General features: G+C 73.5%; 11 protein-coding genes and 1 tRNA gene. 11 read left to right on the plus strand and 1 reads right to left on the minus strand.

Annotated features, from left to right (window positions below; all coding sequences use genetic code 11):
- Positions 1-2: 2 nt before the first annotated feature.
- From DEJ46_RS25335 to DEJ46_RS25380, 10 genes are all read left to right on the plus strand, one after another.
- Entirely contained in the window at positions 3-698 is a 696-nt protein-coding gene (locus DEJ46_RS25335; RefSeq protein WP_411757782.1) for a phosphonatase-like hydrolase, read from the plus strand.
- A complete protein-coding gene (locus DEJ46_RS25340) occupies positions 695-1,747 on the plus strand; it encodes an ABC transporter ATP-binding protein (protein ID WP_150269923.1) in 1,053 nt (350 codons plus the stop codon). Before DEJ46_RS25335 ends, DEJ46_RS25340 begins: the two co-directional genes overlap by 4 nt.
- Before the next feature lie 100 nt (positions 1,748-1,847).
- Positions 1,848-2,681 carry a 2-aminoethylphosphonate ABC transporter permease subunit gene (locus DEJ46_RS25345; protein ID WP_223835078.1) on the plus strand — a complete coding sequence of 278 codons (834 nt, stop codon included), beginning with the start codon at positions 1,848-1,850 and terminating at the stop codon, positions 2,679-2,681.
- Positions 2,668-3,465, plus strand: coding sequence for an ABC transporter permease (locus DEJ46_RS25350; RefSeq protein ID WP_150269926.1), 798 nt, complete (start codon positions 2,668-2,670; stop codon positions 3,463-3,465). The genes DEJ46_RS25345 and DEJ46_RS25350 overlap by 14 nt, the downstream gene beginning before the upstream one ends.
- A 30-nt stretch (positions 3,466-3,495) precedes the next feature.
- Positions 3,496-4,554 carry a 2-aminoethylphosphonate ABC transporter substrate-binding protein gene (locus DEJ46_RS25355; RefSeq protein ID WP_150269928.1) on the plus strand — a complete coding sequence of 353 codons (1,059 nt, stop codon included), beginning with the start codon at positions 3,496-3,498 and terminating at the stop codon, positions 4,552-4,554.
- A gap of 164 nt (positions 4,555-4,718) precedes the next feature.
- Positions 4,719-6,260, plus strand: a complete 1,542-nt coding sequence (locus DEJ46_RS25360) for an alkaline phosphatase family protein (RefSeq protein WP_150269930.1) — start codon at positions 4,719-4,721, stop codon at positions 6,258-6,260.
- 111 nt (positions 6,261-6,371) lie between these two features.
- Positions 6,372-7,151 carry an HAD-IIA family hydrolase gene (locus tag DEJ46_RS25365; RefSeq protein ID WP_055643299.1) on the plus strand — a complete coding sequence of 260 codons (780 nt, stop codon included), beginning with the start codon at positions 6,372-6,374 and terminating at the stop codon, positions 7,149-7,151.
- 119 nt (positions 7,152-7,270) lie between these two features.
- Positions 7,271-7,894: a hypothetical protein gene (locus tag DEJ46_RS25370; protein WP_223835496.1), complete on the plus strand. Its 624-nt coding sequence runs from the start codon at positions 7,271-7,273 to the stop codon at positions 7,892-7,894.
- Positions 7,895-7,896: 2 nt separating this feature from the next.
- The gene (locus DEJ46_RS25375) at positions 7,897-8,562 is read left to right on the plus strand and encodes a class F sortase (RefSeq protein WP_150269933.1); all 666 of its coding nucleotides are present in this window, start codon (positions 7,897-7,899) and stop codon (positions 8,560-8,562) included.
- Positions 8,563-8,790: 228 nt separating this feature from the next.
- Complete coding sequence (locus DEJ46_RS25380) at positions 8,791-9,864, plus strand: glycoside hydrolase family 6 protein (protein WP_150269935.1); 1,074 nt, start codon at positions 8,791-8,793, stop codon at positions 9,862-9,864.
- A 71-nt stretch (positions 9,865-9,935) separates the two neighbouring features.
- On the opposite strand, the gene DEJ46_RS25385 is transcribed toward DEJ46_RS25380, so the two are convergent.
- A tRNA-Lys gene (locus DEJ46_RS25385) sits at positions 9,936-10,009 on the minus strand.
- A gap of 184 nt (positions 10,010-10,193) precedes the next feature.
- On the opposite strand from DEJ46_RS25385, the gene DEJ46_RS25390 reads away from it, so the two are divergent.
- A complete protein-coding gene (locus tag DEJ46_RS25390) occupies positions 10,194-11,672 on the plus strand; it encodes a peptidoglycan-binding protein (RefSeq protein WP_150269937.1) in 1,479 nt (492 codons plus the stop codon).
- The last annotated feature ends 1,391 nt before the right edge of the window (positions 11,673-13,063 follow it).

A 13,063-nucleotide genomic window follows, 5' to 3' on the forward strand; every position in this document is an offset into this window, starting at 1 on the left:
CCGTGACCGACACGAAGACCGACACGAAGCACGACCTCGTCGTCCTCGACATGGCGGGAACGACCGTCGCCGACGGCGGCCTCGTCGAGCAGGCCTTCACGGCCGCCGCCGAACGCCTCGGCGAGGACCCCGCCACGATGATCGACTACGTCCGCGCCACCATGGGCGAGTCCAAGATCTCCGTCTTCCGCCACCTCTTCGGCGGCGACGAGACCCGCGCCCGGCAGGCCAACCTCGCCTTCGAGGAGGCGTACGGGGACCTCGTCTCCGGCGGCCTGATCGCACCGGTGCCCGGCGCGGCCGAGGCCATCGCCACGCTGAAGGACCAGGGCAGGACCGTCGTCCTCACCACCGGCTTCGCCCGGGTCACCCAGGACGCCATCCTCGACGCCCTCGGCTGGCAGGACCTGGCCGAGCTGACGCTCTGCCCGGCCGACGCCGGCGGCCGGGGCCGCCCCTACCCGGACATGGTCCTCGCGGCGCTCCTCCGCACGGGCGCGGTCGACGACGTCCGCCGGATCGCGGTCGCGGGGGACACCTCGTACGACATGCTCAGCGGCTCCCGCGCGGGCGCCGGGATCGTGGCGGGAGTCCTCACGGGCGCCCACGGCGAGACCGCGCTCAGGGAGCACGGCGCCACCCACGTCCTCGCCTCGGTCGCCGAACTCCCGGCGCGCATCACGGAGTACGAGGCATGAACAGCGGCATCCGCTTCGACGGCGTCTCCGTCGCGTACGGCGGGACCACCGTCCTCGACCACCTCGACCTGACCGTCGAACCCGGCGAGGTCATGGCCCTCCTCGGGCCCTCGGGTTCCGGCAAGACGACCGCGCTGCGGGCCGTCGCCGGCTTCGTGCGGCCGGCCTCCGGGCGCGTCCTCATCGGCGGCCAGGACGTCACCGCCCTCCCCCCGTACAAGCGGGGCATCGGCATGGTCGTCCAGCAGTACGCCCTCTTCCCGCACCTGCGGGTCGACGCCAACGTCGCCTTCGGCCTCAAGGCCCAGAAGGCACCCAAGGCCGAGATCCCCGCCCGGGTCGCCGAGGCCCTGGAGATGACGGGCATGGCCGCGTACACCCGCCGCTACCCCCGCGAGCTATCCGGCGGGCAGCAGCAGCGCGTCGCCATCGCGCGCGCCCTCGCGATCCGGCCGCGCGTCCTCCTCCTCGACGAACCGCTCTCCGCCCTCGACGCGCAGCTCCGCTCCGGCATGCTCGCCGAACTGGCCAGACTGCACCGCGAGCTGCCCGACGTGTCGATCCTGTACGTCACCCACGACCAGGTCGAGGCGCTCACCCTGGCCGACCGGATCGCCGTCATGGACAAGGCCCGGCTCCAGGACTGCGGCACCCCGCAGGACCTGTACCGCCGCCCGCGTACGGAGTTCACGGCGTCGTTCGTCGGCAACGCCAACCTGCTGCCGGTGACGGTCGGCGCGGACGGGGTGGCCTTCGCGGGGACCGAGCTCACGGTGCCCGTCACCGGGGCCGCGCCCGGCTCCGCCGCCACCCTCTGCGTCCGCCCGCACCTGGTCGGCCTCGGCGACGGTCCGAACGCGCTCCGGGGCCGCGTCGCCGAGGTCCAGTGGCGCGGCTCCACCCACCGGCTGTACGTCGAGGTCGGGGGTCACCGCGTGAAGGCGGACGTGCGCGAGCTCAGGGAGACGCCGCTTCTCGGGGCCGAGGTCACCTTGCACTTCGCCCCTGAGGACGCCGTCCTGCTGGGCGCGGGGGTCACCGATGGGTAGTCGTGCCTCGGGTGTCGGTGAACGGCACCCGGCAACGGGCGTCGGGCCCACCCTCCCCCGGACTCCGTCCGGAGGGACCCCCACCGCCCCTGCGGAACGCATGCCCGCAACGGAGCCGAAGCGCCGCGCCGCCCGTTCCCTCCCCACCTGGGTCTGGGCCCTGCCGCCCGTCGCCGTCCTCGCGCTCGTCTTCCTCTACCCCCTCGCCCTGGTCGTACAGGAGTCGCTGGCCCCCGGCGCCTACGCCGGCGTCCTCGCCTCCGAGTCGTTCCGCGACGCGCTCGTCACCACCGTGTGGCTCGCCGTCGCCTCCACGGCCGGCTGCCTGGTCCTCGGTTTCGCGCTGGCGCTCGTGATCGCCTTCGTGCCCTTCCCCGGCGGGCGGGCGGTGGCGAGGTTCATCGACGTCTTCCTCTCCTTCCCGTCCTTCCTGATCACGCTCGCCCTGCTGTTCCTCTACGGCACGGTCGGCATGGCCAACGGGGTCTGGACGGACGTCACCGGCGACGCGGCGGGCCCCTTCCGGTTCCTGACCACTCCCTGGGGCGTCCTCCTCGCCGAGATCACGTACTTCACGCCCTTCGTGATGCGCCCGCTCCTCGCCGCGTTCTCCCAGCTGGAGACCGCCCAGCTGGAGGTCGCGTCCTCCCTCGGGGCGAGGCCGCTCCGCATCATCCGGCAGGTGATCCTGCCCGAGGCGCTGCCCGCGCTCGCCGCCGGCGGCAGTCTCGTCCTCGTCATGTGCCTCAACGAGTTCGGGATCGTCCTCTTCACCGGCGCCAAGGGCGTCACGACCCTCCCGATGCTCGTCTACAGCAAGGCGATCCTCGAATCCGACTACGCCGCCGCCTGCGTCGTCGCCGTCGTCAACGTCGCGCTCTCCGTGGGCCTCTACGTCCTCTACCGGGGGGTGAGCCGCCGTGCTGGTGCATAGCCGCAAGGGCAGATGGACGGCGTGGGTGCTGTTCACGGTCCTCTTCGTCCCGCTCTTCGCCCTGCCCCTGCTCGTCATCGTCGCCGCCTCGTTCTCGACGCACTGGTCGGGCGCCTTCCCCTCAGGACCCACCACCGCCCACTACGCGGCGGCCGTGCGCGGAGAGTCCCTCCAGGCGCTCACCACGAGCCTGGTCACCGCCGTCACCGCGAGCCTGGTGGCGCTGACCGTCGGCACCTGGGCGGCGCTCGCCTCCGCGGCGCTGGGCAGGCGGGGCCGCCAGATCCTCGACGCCCTGTTCATGCTGCCGGTCGCCGTGCCGTCGGTCGTCGTCGGACTGGCTGTCCTCGTGGCCTTCTCGCAGCCGCCGGTGCTCCTCAACGGCACGCGCTGGATCGTGATCCTCGCGCACACCGTGCTGGTCACGGCCTTCGCCCACCAGTCGGTTTCGGCCGCGATCCGCCGCCTCGACCCGATGTACGAGCAGGCGGCGGCCAGCCTCGGCGCCCGCCCCGCGTACGTCCTGCTCCGGGTGCGGCTCCCGCTCCTGCTGCCGTCCCTGAACGCGGCGGCCGGGCTCTGCTTCGCCCTCTCCATGGGTGAGCTGAGCGCCACGATGATGCTCTACCCGCCGGACTGGCTGCCGCTTCCGGTGCTCATCTTCACGGCCACCGACCGGGGTTCGCTCTTCACCGGTTCGGCGCTCGCCGTGATCCTCATGGCCGCGACCCTGCTGGCCCTGCTCGCCGTCTCCCGTATCCGTACGAGAGCTTCCTTCCGCTAGCCGCACCCGTCATCAGGAGAGAACGACGCCATGCTTACGCACGCCAAGCCGATCGCCGCCGTCACCGGCGCTCTCGCCCTCGCCGCGACCCTCACCGCCTGCGGTGGCTCCTCCGCCGCCTCCGACGCGAAGACCGTCACCGTCTACAGCGCCGACGGCCTCAAGGGCGAGGCGGGCGACGGCTGGTACGACAAGGTCTTCAAGGACTTCGAGAAGCAGACCGGGATCAAGGTCGAGTACGTCGAGGGCGGCTCCGGCGAGATGGTGCAGCGCGCCCTCCGCGAGAAGAGCAACACCCAGGCCGACGTCATCGTGACCCTGCCTCCCTTCATCCAGCAGGCCGACTCCAAGGGTCTCCTCCAGGCGTACGAGCCCAAGGGCGCCGACCAGGTCGGCGGCGGCGACAAGTCCGGCGACGGCAAGTGGACCTCGGTCGTCAACAACTACTTCGGCTTCATCCACAACAAGAAGGAGCTGCCGGCCGCGCCCAAGAGCTGGGAGGAGCTGCTCGACGCGAAGTACAAGAACAGGCTCCAGTACTCGACCCCCGGCGTCGCGGGCGACGGCACCGCCGTCCTCATCAAGGCCATGCACGACTTCGGCGGCCAGGAGCCGGCCCTGGAGTACCTGAAGAAGCTCCAGGCCAACAACGTCGGCCCGTCGTCCTCCACCTCGAAGCTCGCCCCGAAGGTCGACAAGGGCGAGCTGCTCGTCGCCAACGGCGACGTCCAGATGAACTACGCCCAGGCCCGGTCCATGCCCAACCTCGGCATCTGGTTCCCGGCGAAGGGCACCGGCAAGCCGACCACCTTCGCCCTGCCGTACGCCGCCGGCCTGGTCGACAAGGCACCGCACGCCGACAACGGCAGGAAGCTGCTCGACTTCATGCTGAGCGAGCAGGCCCAGCGCGAGGTCAGCGCGATCGGCGGCGGATTCCCGGCCCGCAAGGACGTCAAGCCCACCGACGCCAACGCGATCGAACTGGCCAAGCTCCTCGAAGGCGTCGAGATCTTCGAGCCGGACTGGTCCGACATCGACAAGAACCTCAAGACGTACGTCGACGCGTGGAAGTCCGCGACCGGCAGCTGACCCGTAGCTGACCCGCTGCCAAGAGTTCACCGCACGACCCTGGAAAGCCCCCGTACATCGCGGAAAGATAACGGGTACGAACCAAAGGTCAACGCCCCTGAGAAGTCAGGGGCGTTGGCATGCCGTCGCCTTCCATTCCACGGAATTCCACGGAGGACTCCGACATGCCGATCACCGGCATCCCCCGCCGCACCGTGCTCACCGCCGCCGGTGCCGGCGCGGCCGTCGCCGCCGCCGGCGCGCTCAGTGCCCCCGCCGCCCACGCGGCCACCGCCGCGCCCACGCTTCCCGACGGCACCAGCAAGGACAAGGTGCTCGTCGTCGGCATGGACGGCCTGCGGTACGACAGGATCGACGCGGCCAAGGCCCCGCACCTCAAGTCCCTGATGACCAACGGCACGATGGGCCGCTCCCTGCTCTACGCGAACCCGATGGCCGCGACCTCCTCCGGCCCCGGCTGGTCCACCATCTCCACCGGCGTCTGGCCCGACAAGCACGGCGTGAAGGACAACACCTTCACCGGCAAGAACTACGGCACGTACCCCGGCTTCCTCGCCCGGCTGCACCAGATCCGCCCGGAGCTCTCGCTCTTCGCCGCCGTCGACTGGCCCGAGCTGGACACGCACGGCACCGTCACCCCCGGCGCCGACGCCAAGCTCGTCTACAACAACAACTACGTCGTCAACGACCTGGTGATCACCGAGGCGACGGAGGACGTCCTCCGCAACCAGAACCCCGACGTCCTCTTCGTCTACTTCGGCGAGACCGACGAGATCGGCCACAACTACGGCGCCGCGCACAGCAAGTACCTCGACGCCATCGACGTCCAGGACGCCTACCTCGGCCGCCTCCTCACCGCGATCAAGGCCCGCCCGACGTACGCCACCGAGCGCTGGACGGTCATCGTCACCACCGACCACGGCCACACCGACGGCGGCGGCCACGGCGGCTCCAGCATCGAGGAGCGCCGCACCTTCGTCCTCGCCCAGGGCCCGGGCATCGCCGCCGGCGCCCGCCCGATCGACACCCGCCTCGTCGACGTCGCCGCCACCGTCTTCCACCAGCTCGGCATCGTCCCCGACCCGTCCTGGGGCCTCGACGGCAAGCCGGTCCAGCAGCGCTCCACCGACCCCTTCGACGCGCTCTACGGATCGCTCTCCGGCCGCGTCGACGAGACCGGCATCCCCGTCGGGATCCTCGGCTTCACCCACACCGCGCCCAGCGGCTGGTCCGTCATCAACAACGCCATGGGCACCGGCGGCATGACCGAGTGGCGCGGCTGGTCCTTCGCCACCGACGAGTTCTGGTCCCGCGCCCAGCGCGACCAGTCCCGCGAGCTCAACGTCCGCGCCCGGGGCGTCTTCGCCGTCGCCGACTCCGACGAGTGGGCCGACAAGTCCTTCTCCGGCACGTACGACTCGACCCTGGTGACCCCCGCCCACAGCGTCTCCGGCGCGACCCGGGCGACCCTGGACTTCACCACCTTCTACCGCCAGGAGGGCAGCCAGACCGCCCAGGTCCTGGCGAGCTTCAACGGCGGCACCCCGGCCCTCGTCAAGAGCTACACCGCCGACGTCGTCTCGCGGCCCCAGTCGCTCACCGTGAACGTCCCCGCCGGGGCGTCCAGCGTGAGCTTCCGCTTCCGCTACACCGGTGCCAACAACTGGTACTGGACGATCGACGGGGTCAGGGTCACGGCGTCCTGACACTCGGCGGGGTCAAGATCAGCGCATCCTGACTACCCTGGGGGCGTCGCCACAGCGCTGTCGCGGCGCCCCCAGTACACCGCACGTCTGTACGGCAGGAGTCCCGCACCCATGGCAGAGCGCAAGCCGATCGAATCCTGGCTCACCGACATGGACGGCGTCCTCATCCACGAGGGCGTCCCGATCCCCGGCGCCGACGCGTTCATCAAGAAGCTGCGGGAGACCGGGAAGCCCTTCCTGGTCCTCACGAACAACTCGATCTACACGGCCCGCGACCTGCACGCCCGCCTCGCCCGCATGGGCCTCGAAGTCCCCGTCGAGAACATCTGGACCTCGGCCCTCGCCACCGCCAAGTTCCTCGACGACCAGCGCCCCGGCGGCACGGCGTACGTCATCGGCGAGGCGGGCCTGACCACGGCCCTCCACGACATCGGTTACGTCCTCACCGACCACGACCCGGACTACGTGGTCCTCGGCGAGACCCGGACGTACTCCTTCGAGGCGATGACCAAGGCCGTCCGCCTCATCAACGCCGGCGCCCGCTTCATCTGCACCAACCCCGACGAGACCGGCCCCTCCCTGGAGGGCCCGCTCCCGGCCACCGGCTCCGTCGCCGCGCTCATCACGAAGGCCACCGGCAAGGAGCCGTACTTCGCGGGCAAGCCGAACCCGCTCATGATGCGCACCGGCCTCAACGCGATCGGCGCCCACTCCGAGTCCAGCGCGATGATCGGCGACCGGATGGACACCGACATCCTGGCCGGCCTGGAGGCGGGCATGCAGACCTTCCTCGTCCTGACGGGCCTGACCAGCCAGGCCGAGATCGACCGCTTCCCGTTCCGCCCGTCCAAGATCGTCGACTCGATCGCGGACATCGTCGACCGCGTGTAGGGACGTCTTCCGCCGCCTCCTGCGGATGCGAAGAGCGCCGATCCGGGTGACCCTGCCAGTACCAGGAGGTCACGATGCGCATCTGTCCCATTGCTCTCCGTGCCGCAGGAGCGGCCTTGGTGCTCGTACTGGCACCCGCGGCCGGCGGCGCGTACGCCGGCGACGGGGTGAAGGTCACCGTCACCCCGTCCACGGCCTCGCCCGGCGCCGACGTCGACGTCCGCGTCCAGGGCTGCAAGGGCACGACCAGTGCCGCGAAGTCCCAGGCGTTCGTCGCCGACGTCGAACTCACCGGCCGGGACGGCGGGGGCAACCCGCTCTTCGGCGACACCACGATCAAGTCCGGACTCGAGGACGGTACGTACAAGGTCACCGTGGTCTGCGACGGCCGCGACCACCGGGACGTCGGCACGGTGCAGGTCAAGCACCGGCAGCCGACGCACGAGCCGACCCACAAGCCGACGCACGAGCCGACGCACCGGCCGACCCACCACGCGACCCCGGTCGCCCCGGTCCGCGCGGGTGGCGGCGGCACCGCCGCCTTCGCCGCCCCGGCCGCCCCCGGAGTCGCCCAGACCACGACCGGGAGCGGCCTCGGCACCCCGTACACCCTGCTCGGCCTGGGCATGGCCGCCGTCGCGGCCGTGGCGGTCGCCTTCCGCACCTCCCGCCGCCGCACCGCCGCCTCCGATACGGGCACGGGTTCAGGTACCGGTACGGGCTCGGGTCCGGGCTCGGCCTGAGGATGCCGTCCGGACCCCGCCCGGCGGGCACCGGGCGACTCGTCACCGGTGTGGCCTGGGCGCTGCTGCTCCTCGGGCTCTGGCTCTGGGGCCGCGAGGTCACGGAGGGCCCCGGGGGCAGCTCGGCGCCCACCCACGGCGACATCGCCGCCGTGGGCCGGCCGCTCGGCGTGGAGCTTCCCCCGGCCCACGCCCCGCTCGCCCCCGCCGAACCCCGGCGCGTGGAGGTCCCGTCCCTCGGCATCGCCGCGCCCGTCGTGGCCCGTGGCCTGGACGCCACGGGCGCGATCGACCCGCCGCCCTTCGAGACGCCGCACACGGTGGGCTGGTTCGGCGCGGGGACCAGCCCGGGCGCGGCCGGGGCGGCCCTTCTCGTCGGCCACGTCGACACCGAGACCCGCCCGGCGGTCTTCTACGGCCTGAGCGCGGCCCGCCCCGGAGCGAAGGTCCGCGTCACCCGGACGGACGGCACGGTCGCCGAGTTCACGGTCGACGACGTCCAGGTCTTCCCGCGCGAGGACTTCGACGCGAGCCGCGTCTACGGCCGGCGCGAACCCGGCCGCGCCGAGCTCCGCCTGATCACCTGCGGCGGCACCTTCGACCGCACGGCCGGTACGTACTCGGCGAACGTGGTCGTCTCGGCGTACCTCACGGGCGCGGGCACCTGAGTCCCCAGGGGGGCAGGCAGCGACCGGGGCCCGGCCGGTGGCTCGCGTCCCGCGGCGCCACCGGCCGGTCCGGTCCTCGACCGCGGGGCTCACGGGCGGCGGGAGGAGCCCGGTGCCGGCCGCGGGAGGGTCGGGGTTCCGGAAACTGTAGAGGCCCTGCCTCGCCCGGCCCAGAGGTCTGCCGTGCCACGATGACGACGACAGGTCCGTACGTGCCGAGGGCCCCGAATGTCCGCACGTCACCACCCGCCCCGAGCACATCCGTGCGCGCCCCGCACCCCGGCCCCGGCCCGCGCTCTCCTGCTGCTCCTCGCCGCCGGTCTCGTCGCCGGCTGCACGGGCGGCGAGACCACCCGGCCCGTCGCTGCCACCGCACCCGCCCCGGCCCCCGCCGTCTCCCGGCCCGCCGCGGGGCCGGTCCCCGCCCCACCCCCGTACTGGGTGAACCCCGACGGCAAGGCCGCCCGGCAACTGGCCGCGCACCTCGCCGCGGGGCGGACCGCCGAAGCCGGGCTCCTGCGGCGGATCACCTCCCGGCCGGTGGCCGAGTGGATCGGCCCCGACCGGCCCGAGGCGGAGACCCGCGCCCTCACCGAGGCCGCCACCCGCGCCGGGCGCGAGGCACTCCTCGTCCTCTACGGCATCCCGCACCGCGACTGCGGCCGGCATTCGGCGGGCGGCGCGGCGGACCCCGCCGCCTACCGGGCCTGGGTGGACGCGGTCGCCCGGGGCATCGGCGCGCGGCGCGCGACCGTCGTCCTGGAACCGGACGCCGTGATGCACGTCGTCGACGGCTGCACGGAGGAGCAGTACCACGGGGAGCGGTACGAGCTGCTCAAGTCGGCCGTCCTGCGGCTGAAGCGACAGCCGGCCACCACGGTCCACCTGGACGCGGGCAACGCGGGCTGGGCCGCTCCCGCGGCGCTGCGCGGCCCGCTCATGCGGGCGGGGATCGCGGAGGCCGACGGCTTCGCGGTCAACGTCTCGAACTTCCAGACGACCGCGGCGAGCACCGCCTACGGCCGCCGGCTGTCGGCGCTGGTCGGCGGCAAGCCGTTCGTGATCGACACCAGCAGGAACGGGAACGGCCCCTACACCGAGGGGGACCCGGCCCAGAACTGGTGCAACCCGCCGGGCCGCGCGCTCGGCGCGCCGCCGACCCGCGACACCGGCGACCCGCTGGTCGCGGCGTACCTCTGGATCAAGCGGCCGGGCGAGTCGGACGGGGAGTGCCGGGGCGGCCCGCGGGCCGGGCAGTGGTTCGACGCGTACGCGCTGGAACTGGCCAGGAACGCCCGCTAGTTCGGGCGCCGCCCATGGCCCGGGAACGATCAAGGCCCCCTCACCGATGGTGAGGGGGCCTTGACTCTGCGTGCGCCGCCAGGGACTCGAACCCCGGACCCGCTGATTAAGAGTCAGCTGCTCTAACCAACTGAGCTAGCGGCGCCTGCTGACAGAGAGAACTCTACCCGACCTGGAGGGGTGCTCCTGACCAATATCGATCGCCTCCGGCCTGTCGGATGGTCGTACTGGCCCTTCGATCCGTCAAAATGCGATTTGTCCAGACAGTTGAGACACTGACGCCCGAAACGAGGGTCAAAAAGATCTTGACGAGTGTGGAGGGGAATCGCATGAGCGTGCCGGTATTCGAGGAGTTCGAACCCGCGGCCGACTGCGGCTGCCCGGGCTGCGCCCAGCAGCGCCGTGGCCTCGCGCTCGGCCTGCCCGTGCGGGCCGGCGGCCACCCGGCGGCCCATGGCGCGCGCCGCGCGCTGGTGCTGGTGACGGCGGCGGGAGTGGTCCTCGGCGGGGGAGGGGCGGGAGCGGCGACGGCCCTCTCGCACCCGGAGGGCCCGTTCACCCCGGCGGACGCGGTCCCGGGCCCGGAGGCGGGCGGGGGTACGGACATGGACGCGGCGGTCCTGCGGGAGCGGTCGGCCGTGACCCCCTGGCCGGGGCCGGAGACCCCGCAGGGCGGGCGGGGGCCGCTGCACGGAGCGCCGGGCCCCGGCTCGCAGCCGACCGCGACGCCGGCCCCGCCCCCGGGCACCGGTACGGGCACCACCCCGACCTCGACGACCGGTCAGATCGCGACGGGCACGCTGCGGCCGACGACCCGGGCCGAGATCATCAACCGGGCCAAGCTGTGGGTGGCCGCGCAGGTCCCGTACTCCATGGAGAAGTACTGGACGGACGGGTACCGCCAGGACTGCTCCGGCTACATCTCCATGGCCTGGAACCTGCGCAGCAACGAGTGGACCGGCAGCCTCGACCGCTTCGCCGAGCGGATCGACCGGACCGAGCTCCAGCCCGGCGACATCCTGCTGTTCCACAACCCGGCCAGCCCGACGCGCGGCTCGCACGTCACGATCTTCGGCGGCTGGACCGACTACACCCACACCTCGTACATCGCCTACGAGCAGACCAAGCCGCGCACGCGGAAGCAGGCGACGCCGATGGCGTACTGGGAGAACTCCGACCGGTACGTGGCCTACCGCTACAAGGGCGTGGTCAGCGGCGGCAGCGGGGGCGGCACGTCCGGCGGAGGGTCGACCGCGACGCCGAAGCCGCCGAAGCCGGCGACGCCCTACCCGGGGGCGGGGAAGTTCGGCCCGGGGGCGAACAACGCCTACGTCACCCAGCTCGGGAAGCTCCTGGTCGAGCGCGGCGGCAAGAAGTACTACAGCAAGGGGCCCGGCCCGAAGTGGGGCGCGGCGGACCGGAGGGCGACCCAGGCGTTCCAGCTCGCACAGGGCTGGAAGGGCAAGGAGGCGGACGGCCTGCCCGGGCCGCAGACGTGGCAGCTCCTCGTGACCGGCGGGGGCAGGGACATCGGCGGATCGGGTGGTTCGGGCGGTTCGAGCGCGAATGCGACGGGGTTCCCCGGGCGTGGCTACTTCCGTCCGGGCCAATCCAACGCATATGTGGAGAAGCTGGGCAAACAACTGGTGAAGCGGGGCTTCGGCAAGCACTACCTGTCGGGACCCGGTCCGCGCTGGACGGAGGCGGACCGCCGCAACGTCGAGGCGTTCCAGCGGGCTCAGGGCTGGCGCGGCGGAGCGGCCGACGGCTACCCGGGCCCGGAGACCTGGCGGCGCTTGTTCCGATGACCCCGAGAGCATGAGGTGGACCCGAATGACCGCATCGACCCCGACCCCCGCGGACTCCGGCGCGGCGGCCTCGCGTGACGCGGCCCGCACGGCCAGACGCCTGACGGACGGCACCCTTCCCCGCACGTCACCACCCCACGGAGGGGACCCGACGCGGACACCCCCGGCAGCGACGCCCACGCCCGCGGCGGCCACCTCGGCCGCGACACCCCCGGCCGCACCGGCCCCGGACCAGGCGCCGGCCGGGTCCGCGTCCGGGCCTGCGGCCGGGGCTGCGCCCACGCCGCCGGCAACGGACCGGCCTGAGTACGGGGTCGGGGCTACGCCCACGGACGGGGCCACGTCGGCGGCTCCGGACCGGGCTGGGTCCGGGCCTTCGGCCGGGGTCGCGGTCACGCCTACGACGTGGGCCCCGGATTCGGCCGCAACCCCCGACGGGGCCCCGGCCGGGCCTGCGGCCGTGAGCCCGGCCACGCCCACGGCCTGGGCGGCGCCCTCGGACCGAGCCGCGTCCGGGCCTGCGGCCGAGGCCGGGCCTTCGGCGAGGGCTGCAGACACGCCCACGGCCTGGCCCTCGGCTACGGACCGGGCTGCGTCCGGGGTGGCGCCTGGGCGCACGTCTACGTCAACGGCCGGGGCCCCGGACCGGGCCACGGCCTCGCCCCCGGACCGTGCCACGGCCTCGCCCCCGGACCGGGCTGCGTCCGGGGTGGCGGCCTCGCCCCCGGACCGTGCCACGGCCTCGCCCCCGGACCGGGCTGCGTCCGGGGTGGCGGCCTCGCCCCCGGACCGTGCCACGGCCTCGCCCGCGGACCCTGCCACAGCCTCGCCCGTGGTCCGTGCCACGGCCTCGCCCATGGACCGGGCATCCGGGCCTTCGGTCAGGGCGGCGGCCATGCCGACGGCCGGGGCCTCGCCCGCGGACCGGGCGTCGGCCGGGCCCGCGCCCACGCCCATGTCCCCGGCCGGGACTTCGGCCGAGGCCTCGGCCACACGCACGGCCTCGCACGGGACCTCGGCCCCGGGCCGAGCGCCGACCACGGCCGGGCCTTCGGCCGGGGCCGCGCCCACATCCACGGCTCCCGCCACGCCCGCATCCACGGCTTCGCCGACGGGCACGTCGTCGGGCCGCTCCCCGGCAGGCGTACCGGGAGCACCCGTCACATCAGGCGCGTCGGCATCACCCGCCACGGCGGCCTCCCCGCCCGCCGAACCGTCGACGGCCACGGCGTCCGCTCCGCCGCGCCCGGTGACCGCCGCACCCCGCGACAGGGCCCCGGCCCCCGGCGCTGCCGCCCCGACGGGCCGCACCGCCGCACCTTCCGCCCCCACCGGGGCAGCCGCGCCCGCGCCGACACGAGGCGCCGGTACGCCGCCGGGCGCAGGCAAGG

The organism is Streptomyces venezuelae, assembly GCF_008642375.1.
Classification (GTDB): domain Bacteria; phylum Actinomycetota; class Actinomycetes; order Streptomycetales; family Streptomycetaceae; genus Streptomyces; species Streptomyces venezuelae_G.